The sequence below is a fragment of the Alphaproteobacteria bacterium genome (assembly GCA_040905865.1).
GTDB lineage: Bacteria > Pseudomonadota > Alphaproteobacteria > UBA8366.
The window spans coordinates 44,083-59,254 of the sequence record JBBDQU010000074.1 but is presented as its reverse complement, the minus strand read 5'-3'; the positions used below and the strand labels follow the sequence as shown (position 1 = coordinate 59,254).

Sequence of the window (15,172 nt, the reverse complement as noted above, 5' to 3'; positions counted from 1 at the left end):
AGCAGGGTCGCCTGTTCACCAGATGAGCTATAGGGGCGTGAAACTGCGCGCCAGACTGCCCGCCACGAGATACCACCCGTCCACGAGAACGAAGAAAATCAACTTGAACGGCAGGGAAATGATGACAGGCGGCAGCATCATCATACCCATCGACATGAGGACGGACGCGACGACCAGATCGATAATCAGAAAGGGCACAAAGAGCAGAAACCCGATTTCGAACGCGCGCCGCAATTCGGATATCATGAACGCGGGGATGAGAACCCGCAATGGCGTTTCCTCGGCGGTGGCGACCGGCGCCGCACGGGCGATGTCCATGAACAGTTCCAGGTCCTTTTCCCGGACCTGCTGCATCATGAAGGTATGGAATGGCGGCGTTGTCCGTTCCAGTGCTTCCTGTTCGGTGATCTCTTCCGCGATAAGCGGTGCGATTCCGTTTTGATATGCGGTTTCCAGAGTGGGCTGCATGATGAAAAAGGTCATGAACAGGGCCAGGCTGACCAGAACCGCGTTCGGTGGAGTCTGCTGGGCGCCCAGGGCGGTCCGCAGGAACGACAGCACCACGACGATGCGCACGAAAGACGTCACCATGATGAGGATGGATGGCGCCAGCGTCAGAACCGCCATCAGGACGACGATCTGGAGGATACGTCCCGTTGACGAGCCGCCGTCGCCCAGGTCCAGGCTCAGGCTTTGCGCAGTGACGTCACCGGTGGTCAGGAAGAGCGACCATGCCAGAAAGGCTGCCGTGACGCACCATCGCGGCGGACCGGATGCGGTTATACGATTCAGCACTTTACGATTCAGCACGAGGGCCGGCCTGCGATGGGCGTTCGGGAATACTGTTTTCGATCAGCAGTTCCGAATTGGCGCCGAGTAGGATCAGGTGCTCCGTATTGTCGCGCCGCACCAGCACCAGCCGTCGTTTCGCATCAATCGCGGTCACTTCGACAATGGCGAGCCGACGGGCGCCGTCCCGGGGACGCGCGATGACCGGAAGTCCGCCAATGCCGAACCGCCGGATAGCGTATGAAAGCAGCAGTATCAGCCCGAGCACGAATGCCAGCGCCACCATGAATTTGATATATCCGCTTAGCTCCATGGAATATTCTCAGGACGTGTCAGACAGTATTCGCGCGCAGGGTTACTTCGATTCCGAAGAATCGCCATCCTTCTTCTGGTTTCCCTTTCCGGCCAGTATTTCAGCCACCTTGTCCTGAACGTAACTGATTTCCTGCGAGAAGGTCTGAAGATTCAGCAATAATTCGTCCAGTTCCGGCTTGATTGCGATGGCGTCGTCCGGGTCTATTTCCAGGATTGCGGCGCACTGGTCGTCTATTCGTGCATTGATATTATCGATGGGAACGACCTGTCCTTTCAGTAGCGCTTCGCGCGCATGGGCGAGTTCGCTCGCGATTTCTTGAATCTTGGTGACGATTTCATCCTTGGAAGTCATAACGAAATTTCCTGAATATTGATTTCGGGACTAGGGGATTTCCGGCCGGTTCGTATTCGTTTCGTCTGGCGTGTCTGCTGCGTAAACGTATCGTAAAATCTCGGCCACCGCGATAAAGGCTTCCACGGGAATTTCACTGTCAAGATCGACTGCCGCGAGAATTTCCGCAAGGTTGGTATCCTTGCGCACTTTGACGCCATTGCGAAATGCGATGTCGAGGATGACCTCGGCAAATTCGCCGCGACCGGTTGCGACGACCCGGGGAATTGCCTGCGGGTTTCCCGCGGCCGTTTGCAGGGCAACCGCAACGGTATCTTTTGCCGGTTCGCCATCACCTCGACCGGCAAACTTTGACCCTGCTGATTGTGCATCCGCGGGCGGTTTCATGTTGTCCGTTCGATCATATCGCGCTGCGTGAGCCCCGAACCTGCGGGACCGCACTCATGAAACTACAGAATTTCCGGCATGGGACAAGGCATAGATGGCTGTATTGAAGCAAAGCATCCGTTCCATAAAGAAAAATGTCAGTAAATACCGATAATAACTTGTTTTATAACAATAAAAATCATGACGCCTTTGGTGGTCGGAAAGGGAGGACAGACATTACGGTTTCCGGCCTGTCCAAATTCTGTCCTTCTGCCGCCGCTATATTGCCGATTCGCCTTCAAGGCTGATCGTGGTCAGGGTCCGGATGGCGGCGCGCCACCGCCAATGACGGGTGCGTTGGGTGACGCTGACGCCGTTCTTATGGCATGAAACCTGCATTCCAATTACGGGACGAACATGAAAATTGCGCGTTCCAGAGGTTGCCGATGGATATTCAGAAAATACCGGTTTTCAAAATGATGGCCGCCAAAATGCTATGGCTGGAACATCGGCAACGGGTTCTGGCGCAGAATGTCGCCAATGCGGATACGCCCGGCTACGTGCCGCACGACCTGAAGGCACTGGATTACACGAAATCGGTCAGAAAAGAGTCGTTCCGGCTGCAACTCGCGACGACCAGCGAGGCGCATAGGCAGGGAACCATCCAAAAGACGGCGTTCGGGAATGAACAGAAAAGCAAGAATAATTATGAAACATCGCCCACCGGAAATGCGGTGATTCTGGAAGAGCAGATGATCAAGGTGGCCGATACCGCTGCAGAGCACCAGCTTATGACGAATCTGTATCGTAAACAACTGGGCATGTTTCGCATTGCGCTGGGCAGGCAGGCAGGCGGGTAAGGCGTTGCGTAAAGAGGTATTTCCGCAATATTCAAGGCGCCGTGAGGAATCGGCGCCCGATTTATAATTCCGGGAGAGAAAAACGTGGCATCTGATCTTCAGACCAGCATCATGATATCGGCGACGGGGCTTCGGGTTCAGGGCGCCCGGGTCAAGGTAATCGCGGAAAACGTCGCCAATGCGAACTCCACCGCTGACAGGGCAGGCGGCGACCCGTATCGCCGCCAGATAATTACATTCAAAAATGTTTTTGATCGGGCCCTGAAAGCCGATATTGTGAAAGTGCACAAGGTGGTTGGCGACAAGAGTGAGTTTGACAAGGCGTTCGATCCGAACCATCCGGCCGCCGATCCGGACGGTTATTACCAGAAGCCGAATGTGAACTCGCTGGTGGAAATGTCCGATATGCGCGAGGCGCAGCGGAGTTATGAGGCGAATCTGAACCTGATTGAATCGTCCCGATCGATGATGATGCGGACAATCGATATGCTTCGGTAGCGCGGAAACAGGGAGACGAGAAGACAATGGCGATCGAGTTTTCCAGAGCGGCTGACGCGCTGAACAGGGCGGCGCAACTCGGCAAGTCCGCCGGCATGGAAGCGCGCGAGGCGCCGCCAGCAGGCCAGTTTGCGGACATGGTCAAACAGGTATCGGAAGAAGCGATCGAGGCCGGGAAGCTCGGCGAACAGATGACAGCGGGCGCGGTTCAGGGAAAGGCGGAGTTGACCGAAGTCGTCACCGCGATCGCGAATGCCGAAATCACGCTGCAGACGGTGGTCGCGGTCCGTGACCGGATGATTTCCGCTTATCAGGAAATTCTGCGGATGCCGATATAAAGGCGGCCATCCTGATGGATCGGGTACGCCTTGACGTTATGCGGTAACCAAAGAGCGGGAACATGACCGAGGTCCAGGCACTTGATTTTGCCAGCGAGGCGATCTGGACCATACTGAAAGTCGGCATGCCGATCATGCTGATCGCGCTCGTGGTCGGGTTGATAATCGCGTTGTTTCAGGCGCTCACCCAGATCCAGGAAATGACCCTTACGTTCGTGCCCAAGATCATTGTGGTGTTTCTTTCGCTTCTGGTCTTCCTGCCATTCATCCTCGATACAATGCAGGTGTTCATGCAGGGCGTTGCGGACCGTATCGCCGGGCTCGGGTAGCACCGCAGTGCTGGAGCGCCTGCTCACACTTGAAGTCTTTTCCTATCTTCTGGTGTTTACGCGACTCGGCGCGACGATCATGCTGATGCCCGGTCTGGGCGAGGCCTATGTGCCGGTCAGGATACGGCTGGTCGCCGCCATACTGATCACGGTAATTATCTATCCGGTCGTTGCCCCGCTGCTGCCCGAACCGCCGGACAAGCTGATGGCGCTCGCTCTGCTGCTGCTGGGCGAGGGGTTGATAGGGGTCTTTATCGGAACAGTGGCGCGGGTCCTTGTGGCTGCCCTGATTACGGCGGGGACAGTTATCGCCTTTCTGGTCGGTTTTGCCAACGCGGTGCTGTTCAACCCGATGCTCCAGGACCAGGGCGCGTTGACGGCGGTGTTTTTGTCGCTGCTGGGCACGCTGTTGATTTTCGTAACGAATGCCCACCACCTCATGTTTGTCGCCATGGCGGACAGCTACACGCTCTTCGCACCCGGCAACGTTCCGCCGTTTGAGGATTTTGCGGAATCGATCAGTCGTCTCGTGTCGGGCAGTTTCCGGGTCGGCGTTCAGCTGTCGGCGCCGTTCATCCTGGTTTCCACCCTGTTTTACATCTCGCTTGGCCTGCTGGCCCGGCTGATGCCCCAGTTCCAGGTTTTCTTTGTCGGCCTGCCCTTGCAGATAATCCTGGGATTGGCGGTGTTCATGGTAACGGTTTCTTCTATAATGTTGTGGTTTCTGGAGTATTTCGAAACGGGTATATCGGGCTTTATAGCGCCACGCTAGAGACATGTCAGACCAGACAGACGAGGCACAAAAAACCGAAGAGCCGACCCCCAAAAAGCTGGATGAAGCACGTAAGCGGGGGAATGTGGCGCGCAGCATGGAAGTCAATACATGGCTCATGCTGTTCGCGGGCACGATCATTATCGTCTTTTTCGCGCCGGCGCTTATGTCGGATATCCGTTCGATCTCACAGGTCTTCGTTGAGCGGCCGCATGAATTCAGCCTCGAATTCGATAATCTCGTCGGCTTGCTGATGCGCGCTGTTCTGGCTGTCGGCGGGGCGCTGCTGCTGCCGGCGGTCTTCATGGTGGTCGCGGCGATTGCGACCGGCATTGTCCAGAACGGCCTGGTGTTCTCGCCCAAGGCGATGGAACCGAAGGTCGAAAAAATTTCCCCGATCGCAGGCGCGAAGCGGCTTTTCTCGGTTCGGCAAATGGTCGAATTCGTCAAGGGCCTGATCAAGATTTCGATCGTGGCGACGGTTGCGGTGATGCTTCTGGCGCCGGAATTCCGCAGCCTGGACACGACGCCGACCATGGAACTGTCCGTGATCCTGGCGATCCTGTACGAACTCGTTATCGAACTGATGATTTACGTGCTCGCCGTCCTCGCGGTAATTGCCGGCATCGATCTTATTTTCCAGCGGGCGCAACACAGGAAGAGGCTGCGCATGACCCGCCAGGAAGTAAAAGACGAAATGAAACAGTCCGAAGGCGATCCCCATGTCAAGGGACGGCTGCGCCAGATACGGATGGACCGGGCGCGGCATCGCATGATGCAGGCCGTACCGGAGGCGGATGTCGTTGTGACCAACCCGACGCATTTTGCCGTGGCGCTGCGTTACAAGCAGGACGAAACGGAGGCGCCTGTGGTGGTTGCAAAGGGGCAGGATTTTATCGCGCAGAAAATCAGGGAAGTCGCAGAAGAGAACGATGTTCCCATTGTCGAGAACCGGCCGCTCGCTCAGGCGTTGTTCCGGACAGTGGATCTAGACCAGGAAATCCCGACCGAACATTACAAGGCGGTGGCCGAAGTGATCAGCTTTGTGTGGGGCCTTCGCGGTCGTGCGTCCCGCTCCCGGCCGGCTGCGTGACCGGCATGTCCGTACCACTGCAGCGACAGAACACTGTCATTGTGACCGTGTTGCTGGCTTCCGGCGCAGGCGGTCTTGTCGCCGCGCTGTATCTTGGCGGGATTCTCTGGCTTAGTTGGCTGGTTATCGCACTGGCAGTGGCGTTTCCCGCCGGCTGGTATCTCCTGGTCGTGAGAGCGGGAACGCAGGATGGTCCGGGCTCGGCGGCGCGGCATATAGATAACCGATACAAGGAACTGTTCAACCAATCTCCCGTGGCAATGGCGCAGATCGACAGCGCGCACCGGATCGCGGCGTCAAACCTTGCGTTACGGCGACTCTTTGGCGATGACGCGCCCGACGGGCGCGCCTTCGAAGAATTCGTGGCCGAAGAACATCATGAGGTATTGCGCCAGCGCCTGACGGAAATAGCGGCAGGCAACGACAGCGAATCGTCGCTGGTTGTCTCCCTGGCGAATGACAGCGATTATGTGGTTTCCGTGTATGCGGCGCAGCTGGTCGATGACGGGTCGGTCATTCTGACCTTGATCGATACGACGCGGCTGAGCATGCTGGAACAGCAGATCGCGCAATCCCAGAAGATGCAGGCGGTGGGGCAACTGGCTGGCGGCATTGCGCATGATTTCAATAATCTTTTGACGGCGATGATCGGTTTCTGCGACCTGCTGCTGCAACGCCACCGGGCCGGCGACCAGTCGTTTGCGGACATCATGCAGATCAAACAGAACGCCAACCGGGCGGCGCGGCTGGTGCGCCAGTTGCTGGCGTTTTCGCGTCAGCAGACGCTGGAGCCCCAATTTCTGAGCGTCGCGGATGTGCTGGCGGAACTGACAAATTTGCTGCAGCGCCTGCTGGGGGAACGGGTGCAGATGACAATGACCCATGGACGGGATCTGGGGCTGGTGAAGGTGGATCAGGGGCAGCTTGACCAGGTCGTGATCAACCTTGCCGTCAACGCAAGGGACGCCATGGCGGAGACCGGCGGCGAGATGACGATTGCTACGGATCATGTGACCGTAAGATCGCCGATTCGGGCGCATGGCGAGGAGGTTGCGCCAGGTGATTATGTGGCGATTTCGGTCCGCGATACGGGAACGGGAATCAAGCCGGAAAATCTGGAACGGATCTTTGATCCCTTTTTTACCACAAAGGAAGTCGGTGCCGGGACGGGACTGGGGCTGTCGACCGTTTACGGGATCGTCAAGCAGACCGGCGGATATATTCTCGTCGAAAGCGGCGGCGAAGGGCAGGGGACGACCTTTACCGTCCTCCTGAAACGCTACGATGTTCAGGAGCGCGAGAACGCGGCGGAATCGGAGCGCCTGGATGCGCCGAAGGATGTGACCGGAGGCGGCACCGTGTTCCTTGTCGAGGACGAGGACCCGGTCAGGTTGTTCGGCGCGCGGGCGCTGCGCAGCAAGGGGTACAAGGTCATCGAGGCGCGCAACGGCGAAGCGGCGCTCGAACTCATGGATAGCGAGAAATTCGACCTGCTTATCACGGACATGGTCATGCCCAGGGTGGGCGGTGCGGAGGTTATCCGGGAGGCCCGCCGGACGCACGGCAATATTCCGGTAATCTGTATTTCCGGCTACACGGAAGAATCGATCCTCCGGGAAGTGGAAGCTATTGAAAATGTTACATTTCTGCCGAAACCTTTCAGTTTGCAACAGCTTGCGGGAAAGGTTAAAGATGCGATGGAGTCCCGGTAGTATTGGATCGGTCACCACGCGGCGACGATGCAGTCATTGATCCGTGAAAGGCAGGAATAACATGGGTAGTTTAGTTTATGCCGCGGCAGTTTTTGCGATTATTCTTCTGGTTTATTGGGTAATCAAGAACGAAAAGGCGATAAAAAATGGAGAAAAATCGACAGGAATCTTTGCGATGAAGGATAATAAAAGAGAATCCGGGGAATAAATCTTAAAATCGACTTGATGTAATCTTTTAGAAGACCGGACATATGAGAAGTCACCTGCTTCTTGTTACGCTAATGGGCCTTATCCCGGTTTCGTGGATTCATCCCTTTGCCGGCGTTCTGGTGTGGAGCTGGCTTTCATTTATGTCGCCGCACCAACTGACCTGGGGTCTGGCGACAGACTTGCGCTTGAATCTGATCGTTTCATTGGCAACACTTCTCGGCTTCATGTTTTCGCGTGAGCCAAAATCAATTCCATCGAACACCAGTATCGTTCTGCTTTTCCTATTCGCTATTTTATGGGTTCTTTCAACGATTCCGGCAATGGCCCCGTATCTGGCCCAGGATTTGTTGGTTCGTAATCTCAAAACATTCGTTCTTCTGTACATGATTATGGCGCTAGTCCACAATCGTTTGCGGCTCCATGCGTTTATGTTGGTCATTGTCATTTCGGTCGGCTATTTCGCCGTCTATGGCGGGCTTGTCGGAATTCTCTCAGGCGGCAATAGTCGCTTTACCGGCCCGCCAGGCACGCATATCGGCGATAATAATCATCTGGCACTCGCCATCGTAATCGTGATCCCACTGATGAATTATATCCGGATGTATTCGGAGAACAAGTTCGTAAGGCTTGCTTTGCTTGCATCAATGGGGCTTGGGGTTATTACGGTTCTTGTGACGTATTCACGGGGCGGGTTCCTTGGTTTGGCGGCGATGGGAGCCGTGTTCTGGTGGAAAAGCAAGCATAAGCTGGCTTCTGCGGTGATCATCGCTGTTCTGGCCGTCCCGGCATTCCATCTCATGCCCCAGAAATGGTGGGACCGCATGGATACGATTGAAACAGCGGCGGAACACGATAGTTCATTTCAGAGCCGTCTGGCATCATGGGAAACGTCGTTTAACCTGGCTGTCGCAAATCCAATTCTCGGCGGCGGATTCAGTGCAACCCAGGATCCGTCAGTCTATGCGAAATACAAACCCGCCGACGATCCATCTGTCCTGCGCGCCGCACACAGCATCTATTTCCAGGTGCTGGGGGATATGGGGTTCGTCGGGTTAGCGGTTTTCCTGATGATATTCTTTTCCGGATGGCTTAATTCTGTCGCGGTCATACGGGGGGGAAATAAAATTCCAGGCATGGAATGGGCCGTAGACCTATCAAAAATGATCCAGGTCAGTATGGCCGGATACCTCGTCGCCGGGGCCGCGCTCAGCATGGCCTATTACGATGTCACATTGGCCCTGATCGTGGTCCTTGCCCGTCTTCGAACCATTGTGGCCAATGAGCAAAATCGCGTTACGACGCCAGAGACATTGCCAATGATGAGCGGTCAGTATGTATTCAGCAAGAGGAACATCTGAGATGCCTGTCGCATCGAAACCGTTAGCTGGTGTGCGGGTCCTCGATATCGCGACCTATATCGCGGCGCCGTATTGCGCCACAATCATGGCTGAATTCGGCGCCGAGGTGATCAAGGTGGAGATGCCCGGCGTCGGCGATCCCTGCCGCCGGCTCGGCACGGTCAGCGATACCGGCGACACGCTGGTGTGGCTGAGCGAGGCGCGGAACAAGAAATCCGTGACGCTGAATCTGAAGGATCCAAGGGGGCAGGAAATGCTCAAGGATCTCATCGGCAAGGCGGACGTGTTGTGCGAGAATTTCCGGCCCGGCACCCTGGAAAAATGGAACCTCGGCTGGGATGTCATTCATGCGCTGAACCCGAAACTGGTGATGTTGCGGGTATCCGGCTACGGGCAGACCGGACCCTATGCGAACAAGCCGGGTTTTGGCCGGATCGGCAACGCCTTCGGCGGCATTTCCTTCCTCGCCGGGGACCCCGACCGGCCGCCGGCAACGCCGGGGTCGGCGACGCTGGCGGATTATATGGCGGGGCTGTACGGCGCGCTGGGGGTTGTCATGGCGATGCGCTCCGCGGACGCAACCGGTATCGGGCAGCAGGTCGATATCGGCCTGTATGAACCGATTTTCCGGATCCTGGATGAACTGGCGCCGGCCTATGACAAGTTCAATTTCATCCGCCAGCGCATGGGGGCGCCGACGGTCAATGTCTGCCCCCACAGCCATTACCCGACGAAGGACAATCGCTGGGTCGCCATTGCCTGCACCAACGACAAGATTTACGGCCGGCTGGCGAAACTGATGGGATATCCGGAAGTGGCCGGGGACGGACGATACGGCACCATCCGGCAACGTGAAGCCGACCGTGCCGGGGTCGACGGTATGGTCACGGACTGGACGATGAATCACGATCAGGCCGAAGTCGTGGCATTGTGCGAAGGCGCGGAGGTGCCCTGCGGGATTGTCGCATCGATCGACGAGATTTTCGACAATCCGCAATACGCCGCGCGGCATAATATCGTGCGTGTCGCCGACGACCGGATCGGCGATCTCGCGGTGCCGAATGTCGTGCCGAACCTGACCGGAACGCCCGGATCGGTCGATACGCTGGGGCCGGCGCTGGGGGCGCATAACGCGGAAGTATACGGCGCGTTGCTTGGCCTGACAGCCGCTGACCTGGACGCGCTTGCGGCAGACGGCGTGATCTGAATTCGTCGCGGAACCGTCCGCCGTCAGTCGGAGGCTTGTTTCTTCGCCGCTTCCTTCGCCGCCATCTGCGCCTTGAGCTGTTCGGGCGTCAGCCGCACGATATCGGCATTCTGATGGCTGAAAATATCATATGGCCGGGTTTCCATATCCTCCAGCACAATCCGGCCCGACAGCACGCCTTCCTTCCACTCGGCGTGCGCGGGCTCCATGGCGTGGAATTCCGGCATGACCTCCCGGGCGAACATTGTCAGGCTGTCGCAGATATCCCGGTGCGAGGTCTTGCCTGCCTGATTCAGCAGGATCACCTGGTCGACATGCGATTCCTGGTACTGGTGCAGTTTTTCCCGTATGGTCGCCGGCGACCCGATCAGCGCCCCCTTGAAGGCGTCCTGCGCCTTCTCGCTATGGCGCCAGTCCTGGAATTCCTCCCACAGATTGCCCTCACCGGGCGCATCGACGCCCTTGCGGCCGTAATAGGACAGGGCGAAGATGAAAAACGTCCAGCCCGATGCCTTGGCGTAGGCTTCCGCGTCGGTTTCGGCGCACATGAATCCCGCGACCATTGCGATATTCGGGTTCGCCGGGTAATCGGCCAGCCGGTTCGGATGATGCAGCAGGTTGTTATAGTATTTGTTGACCCAGGCCTCGGCCGCTTTCGGCGAAACGAAGGTAAAGCCCAGCGCGCCCATGCCCCATTCCCCCGCGCTACCGATGGTCTGGATATTGGAGCAGGCGACCCATAACGGCGGATGCGGTTTCTGATAGGGTTTGGGCACGACGTTGCGAGCCGGGAAGTCGTGGTATTCGCCGTGGAATTCCCAACTGTCCTTCGTAAACATGGGAATGATCGCCTTGATCGATTCCTCCCAGCGATCGCGCTTGCTGCGGACCTGAACCCCGAACGGATGCAGTTCGGCCGGTCCGGCGCCTTCGCCCATGCCCAGATCGACCCGTCCGCCAGATAACAGGTCCAGTGTCGCAATTTTTTCGGCGACGCGATGCGGCTGGTTCGTCGTCGTCTGGATGACGCCATGGCCGAGCCGGATATTCTTGGTCCGCTGGCTGGCCGCGCCCAGAAAGACTTCCGGCGCGGAGGAATGCGAGTATTCCTCCAGGAAGTGATGTTCCACCTCCCATGCATAATCGTAGCCAAGCCGGTCCGCGAGTTCGATCTGCGTCAGGGAATCCTGTAACAACTGGTACTCGGAACGCTCGTTCCAGGGGCGGGGAAGCTGGTGTTCGTAAAAGATGCCGAATTTCATGCGCGATTAACTCCCGATACTGGTAAAAACACGAATGCGGGGATCTTTATCGACTCTGCTTTAACGGGGCCTCCATGTAAATCAAGTTGGCGGTATCAATTATTCTTCCGGATAACACAAAAAATCCACCCCTGTAGCAGATGAAGAGATGGATGTCTTTCCAGAAATTTTGCATACAAACAGCCAAGCTTGAATAGGGTGGCGTTGAAATTGAAATAATTCGGATATTGTCCAAGATATTCAAATTTATCGATTTCGAACCCATTCTTTACAGAAAGACGTTCAATTTTCCGTCGTGTGTTGCAGTTAAAATGCGTCGGGAATGTATTTTCTTCGGCGCGCCCTTCGGTCATTCTGACGATTTTCGGGTGCAAAAAATTAGGAACAATTGCCGCGACAATCGATGCGTAATCATAAAAATTTGGAGTCAAGAAAATGTATCGGCCACCTGGTTTCAAAATCCGGTTGATTTCGGAGAATGCTTTATCGGTATCGAGAACATGCTCCATCACACTACGTGAAAAACAGATATCAACGGAGCTGGTTGAAACATCTTTCATATCTGTTATATCATTCTGATACAGTTCTAAATCGTTATCTGTTTCAGTAAAATCGACTACATCTATCCCGATTATCCTGGATGCTTTTTGCCTGAATTTATGTAGAAGTGGGGCTTTGCGTCCGCAGCCAACTTCAAGAACAGTAAAAGAAGGCTCGATGTACTGTTGAAGGGTGACCTCCAATTTTCTGAACGGGTGTGTATCAGCCGGGAAATACCTGTTTCTTAAGTCGTCAACTTTTTTATTATTTTTCATGGGAGTGCCGGGAGAAAAAGTTTAACGACTGGACGAAATAGTATCGAATGAGAAAAATGTTTCATTCCAGTTAACCTTGAAGGCTAAATATCCGGCTGCGCGTCAGGACCGTGAATCTGGTATTCGTAAAGATGCCGAATTTCATTATCTGCTTCCTCCCGGATTCCGAGGCCTTTCAGGATAGCCACAGCTTTTCGCCGCTGTCCAGTTCATCCGCCGCCCGGTGCGTATTTGCCGGTAAGCTGCGGTGTCGCGCGGCCTGGCAGGCCCTTTTCGGCGTGTTCCAGCCGTGTGTCCCGCGACCAGGTGCGTTTCAGGTCGTCCTGCACGTTGATGCGCAGCCGGCCCAGGCCCGCGACCTCGAGTTCGACGACATCGCCGTCCTGGAAGGCGCTCAGTCCCCGGTGGTTCGTGCCGGTGGCGACCAGGTCACCCGGTTGCAGCGCATGGATGCCGGAAAGCCATTCGATGACGCGCGGGATTTTGTGCGCCATGTCGTCGGTATTGAAATGCTGCATCCGCCTGCCGTTGACCCAGAGCTGCACCGCCAGTTTCTGCGGGTCGGCGATTTCGTCGGCGGTGACCAGATAAGGGCCGATCGGGGCGAAGGTATCGCGCGATTTCACCTGAAAGAAGCTGTTGCCCGGCGGCGGGATTTCGCGTGCCGAGCCGTCGATGAAATTGACATAGCCAAAGACGTAATCCATGGCCTCGGCCTGCGATACGTGGCTTGCCTTCCTGCCGATGACCAGCGCCAGTTCCGCCTCGCCCTCGAAGATGGTGGCCGGCTCGTCCGGCAGCACCATTGTGTCGCCATGGCCGATAACGGCGCTGGACGCCTTGTGAAAGCCGTTGATCGCCGCCGGTTCGCTGCGCGTGCCGTCTTCCATGTAATTGACGGCCATGCAGTCGATATTGCCCGGGCGGGGCAGGGGCGGGCGGATGCGGACGCTGTCGACCGCGATACCCTCGCCTGTCGCGGCGGCGCCTTCAAGCTTTGCGCGATAATCGTCGAATCGTTCGATCAGTCCGCTGATCAGGTCATGCGGCCCCGTATGCGGGATGTCCCGGACCTGATCCGTCACATCGACGACCCGGTCGCCCTTCAGGACGCCAAGCCTGAAATCGTTGAAATACAATAGCTTCATGACCGTGCCTCCTACTGCGATTCGATCTTGTCGATCGTGGTTGCAGGCGAGATATGGTTCAGGCTGATCAGCGTTTCGATGACGGCGGGGCCGTCATGCGCCATGGCTTCGGCGACAACCTGCGCGACCTCCGCTTCGGTTTCGATACGGAAACCCTTCGCGCCGAAGGATTCGGCCCAGGCGACGAAATCCGGGTTCTGCAGCGCGGTAGAGGCAACGCGGCCCGGGAAATGCCGCGCCTGATGCATCCGGATCGTGCCGAAGGAATTGTTGTTGGCGAGGAAAATCTTGATCGGCACGCCGTATTGCACGGCGGTCGCCAGTTCGTTCCCCGTCATCATGACGCCGCCATCGCCCACGAACACCACGATCTGCCGGCCCGGTGTCGATATGCCGGCGGCAACGCCGGAGGGGACGCCGGGGCCCATCGCGCCAACCGTGGCGCCGAGGAACATGTTTTCCTGCCCCATGTGCAGATAGCGGGCCGGCCAGCTGGAGAAATTGCCGGCATCGGTCGTGATGACGGCATCTTTGGCGAGATGTTTGTTGAGGGCTTCGGTGACATGGCCGAAAACGACGCCGTCATTGGCCGATTTCGGTTCCCAGGTCATGATTTTCCGGTGCAACCCGTTCAGCTCCTTCACCCATTCCTTCCGGGCGGGCGGCAGGTCCCCGGCGCCGGCGGCCAGCATGGCCTTGATGAATTCATGCGGGTCGCAGCCCAGGCCCAGCGTCGTTTCATAAACCCGGCCGACTTCTTCGGGGTCGGGGTAGACATGGATCAGCGGCTGTTCGGGTTTCGGGGCGAGCGGCAGCGTGTAGTTCTGCGTCATCGAAGGCGCCAGCCGTTCGCCGAGGACCAGGATCAGGTCCGATGTTTTCATCAGGCTGACCAGTTCGGCCGGGGCGCGGTTCGGCAACCGTCCGGCGCAGTTCGGATGGCGGCTGTCGAAAACATGGAAACGCCGTTGCGGCGCGGCGACGGGAAGGTCGAAGGCTTCGGCAAAGGCCGTCAGGTCGCCCAGCGCGGCGGCGCCATGCAGCCGCGCACCGGCGATGACCAGCGGGCGCCTGGCCTTGCGCAGCATGTCCAGCGCGCGGGCGGCGTCGTCCGGGGTCGGGGCGGTGACGGCTTTCGGCCGTGGACCAAAGACGGGCTCTTCCGACTGGCCGTACAGCACGTCTTCCGGCAGGACGACCACGACAGGACCGGGCGTGCCGGCTTGCGCGATGTGGAAGGCGCGCGCGACGGATTCGCTGATCGTGTTCTCGTCGATGACTTCGATCACCAGCTTCGCCGTATCCGAAAATGTCTTGGCGTAATTCATTTCCTGGCCCGTCATGCGGCCCAGCTCCGGGCGGTCCGCCTGGCCGATCAGGAACACGACCGGCTCCGCATCGTGATAGGCGACATGCAGGGCGATGGCCGCATTCATGGCGCCGGGCCCCCGGCTGATGACGCAGACGCCGGGTTCGTTGCGCAGCCGCGCATGGGCGACCGCCATGTATCCCGCGCCGCCTTCATGCCGGCAGACAACCAGCTTGATATTGGGGAAGTCGATCAGGGCGTCGGTCAGCGGCAGATAGCTTTCGCCGGGGACGCAATAGGCGGTGTCGACACCATGGGCATCGAGCGATGCGGCCAGGACATGGGCGGCTGATTGGGACATGAAAGGACTTCCTCGTTTGCAGGGTGACGATGGTTTGGCGCGCAACGTATCCATCGCGGCGGCCGATCGCCACCAGCC

17 protein-coding genes are annotated in these 15,172 nt (G+C 57.4%); 9 read left to right on the top strand and 8 right to left on the bottom strand.

What is annotated here, in order from left to right; genetic code table 11:
- Window positions 1-27: 27 nt before the first annotated feature.
- From fliP to WD767_16850, 4 genes are read right to left on the bottom strand one after another with little or no spacing between them, the layout of a single operon-like run.
- Window positions 28-738, bottom strand: a complete 711-nt coding sequence (fliP, locus tag WD767_16865) for a flagellar type III secretion system pore protein FliP (GenBank protein MEX2617763.1) — start codon at window positions 736-738, stop codon at window positions 28-30.
- A gap of 58 nt (window positions 739-796) precedes the next feature.
- Window positions 797-1,102, bottom strand: a complete 306-nt coding sequence (locus WD767_16860) for a flagellar biosynthetic protein FliO (GenBank protein ID MEX2617762.1) — start codon at window positions 1,100-1,102, stop codon at window positions 797-799.
- Window positions 1,103-1,144: 42 nt separating this feature from the next.
- Entirely contained in the window at window positions 1,145-1,456 is a 312-nt protein-coding gene (locus WD767_16855; GenBank protein ID MEX2617761.1) for a hypothetical protein, read from the bottom strand.
- A gap of 30 nt (window positions 1,457-1,486) precedes the next feature.
- Entirely contained in the window at window positions 1,487-1,843 is a 357-nt protein-coding gene (locus tag WD767_16850; protein MEX2617760.1) for an EscU/YscU/HrcU family type III secretion system export apparatus switch protein, read from the bottom strand.
- A 425-nt stretch (window positions 1,844-2,268) separates the two neighbouring features.
- Between WD767_16850 and WD767_16845 the strand changes: the two genes are divergently transcribed.
- From WD767_16845 to WD767_16805, 9 genes are all read left to right on the top strand, one after another.
- On the top strand, window positions 2,269-2,682 hold the full coding sequence (locus WD767_16845; GenBank protein ID MEX2617759.1) for a flagellar basal body protein: 414 nt from the start codon (window positions 2,269-2,271) through the stop codon (window positions 2,680-2,682).
- Between the two features lie 84 nt (window positions 2,683-2,766).
- A complete protein-coding gene (flgC, locus tag WD767_16840) occupies window positions 2,767-3,180 on the top strand; it encodes a flagellar basal body rod protein FlgC (GenBank protein ID MEX2617758.1) in 414 nt (137 codons plus the stop codon).
- A gap of 26 nt (window positions 3,181-3,206) precedes the next feature.
- Window positions 3,207-3,518, top strand: coding sequence for a flagellar hook-basal body complex protein FliE (locus WD767_16835; GenBank protein MEX2617757.1), 312 nt, complete (start codon window positions 3,207-3,209; stop codon window positions 3,516-3,518).
- 62 nt (window positions 3,519-3,580) lie between these two features.
- A complete protein-coding gene (fliQ, locus tag WD767_16830) occupies window positions 3,581-3,847 on the top strand; it encodes a flagellar biosynthesis protein FliQ (protein MEX2617756.1) in 267 nt (88 codons plus the stop codon).
- Between the two features lie 7 nt (window positions 3,848-3,854).
- Window positions 3,855-4,619: a flagellar biosynthetic protein FliR gene (gene fliR, locus WD767_16825; protein ID MEX2617755.1), complete on the top strand. Its 765-nt coding sequence runs from the start codon at window positions 3,855-3,857 to the stop codon at window positions 4,617-4,619.
- A gap of 4 nt (window positions 4,620-4,623) precedes the next feature.
- Window positions 4,624-5,712, top strand: a complete 1,089-nt coding sequence (gene flhB / locus WD767_16820; GenBank protein MEX2617754.1) for a flagellar biosynthesis protein FlhB — start codon at window positions 4,624-4,626, stop codon at window positions 5,710-5,712.
- 5 nt (window positions 5,713-5,717) lie between these two features.
- Window positions 5,718-7,424, top strand: a complete 1,707-nt coding sequence (locus WD767_16815) for a response regulator (GenBank protein MEX2617753.1) — start codon at window positions 5,718-5,720, stop codon at window positions 7,422-7,424.
- A 251-nt stretch (window positions 7,425-7,675) separates the two neighbouring features.
- The gene (locus WD767_16810; GenBank protein MEX2617752.1) at window positions 7,676-8,992 is read left to right on the top strand and encodes a putative O-glycosylation ligase, exosortase A system-associated; all 1,317 of its coding nucleotides are present in this window, start codon (window positions 7,676-7,678) and stop codon (window positions 8,990-8,992) included.
- 1 nt (window position 8,993) lies between these two features.
- Window positions 8,994-10,199: a CoA transferase gene (locus WD767_16805; GenBank protein ID MEX2617751.1), complete on the top strand. Its 1,206-nt coding sequence runs from the start codon at window positions 8,994-8,996 to the stop codon at window positions 10,197-10,199.
- Between the two features lie 23 nt (window positions 10,200-10,222).
- Here the strand turns inward: WD767_16805 and WD767_16800 are convergent, their stop codons facing one another.
- The 4 genes from WD767_16800 to WD767_16785 all read right to left on the bottom strand — a co-directional run bounded on the left by WD767_16800 (window position 10,223) and on the right by WD767_16785 (window position 15,094).
- On the bottom strand, window positions 10,223-11,461 hold the full coding sequence (locus WD767_16800) for an LLM class flavin-dependent oxidoreductase (protein ID MEX2617750.1): 1,239 nt from the start codon (window positions 11,459-11,461) through the stop codon (window positions 10,223-10,225).
- Window positions 11,462-11,556: 95 nt separating this feature from the next.
- Window positions 11,557-12,276 carry a class I SAM-dependent methyltransferase gene (locus WD767_16795; protein ID MEX2617749.1) on the bottom strand — a complete coding sequence of 240 codons (720 nt, stop codon included), beginning with the start codon at window positions 12,274-12,276 and terminating at the stop codon, window positions 11,557-11,559.
- Window positions 12,277-12,485: 209 nt separating this feature from the next.
- Window positions 12,486-13,424 (bottom strand): fumarylacetoacetate hydrolase family protein, encoded by a 939-nt coding sequence (locus WD767_16790; GenBank protein MEX2617748.1) that lies wholly within the window; start codon window positions 13,422-13,424, stop codon window positions 12,486-12,488.
- Between the two features lie 11 nt (window positions 13,425-13,435).
- Complete coding sequence (locus tag WD767_16785; GenBank protein MEX2617747.1) at window positions 13,436-15,094, bottom strand: thiamine pyrophosphate-dependent enzyme; 1,659 nt, start codon at window positions 15,092-15,094, stop codon at window positions 13,436-13,438.
- Window positions 15,095-15,172 lie beyond the last annotated feature (78 nt).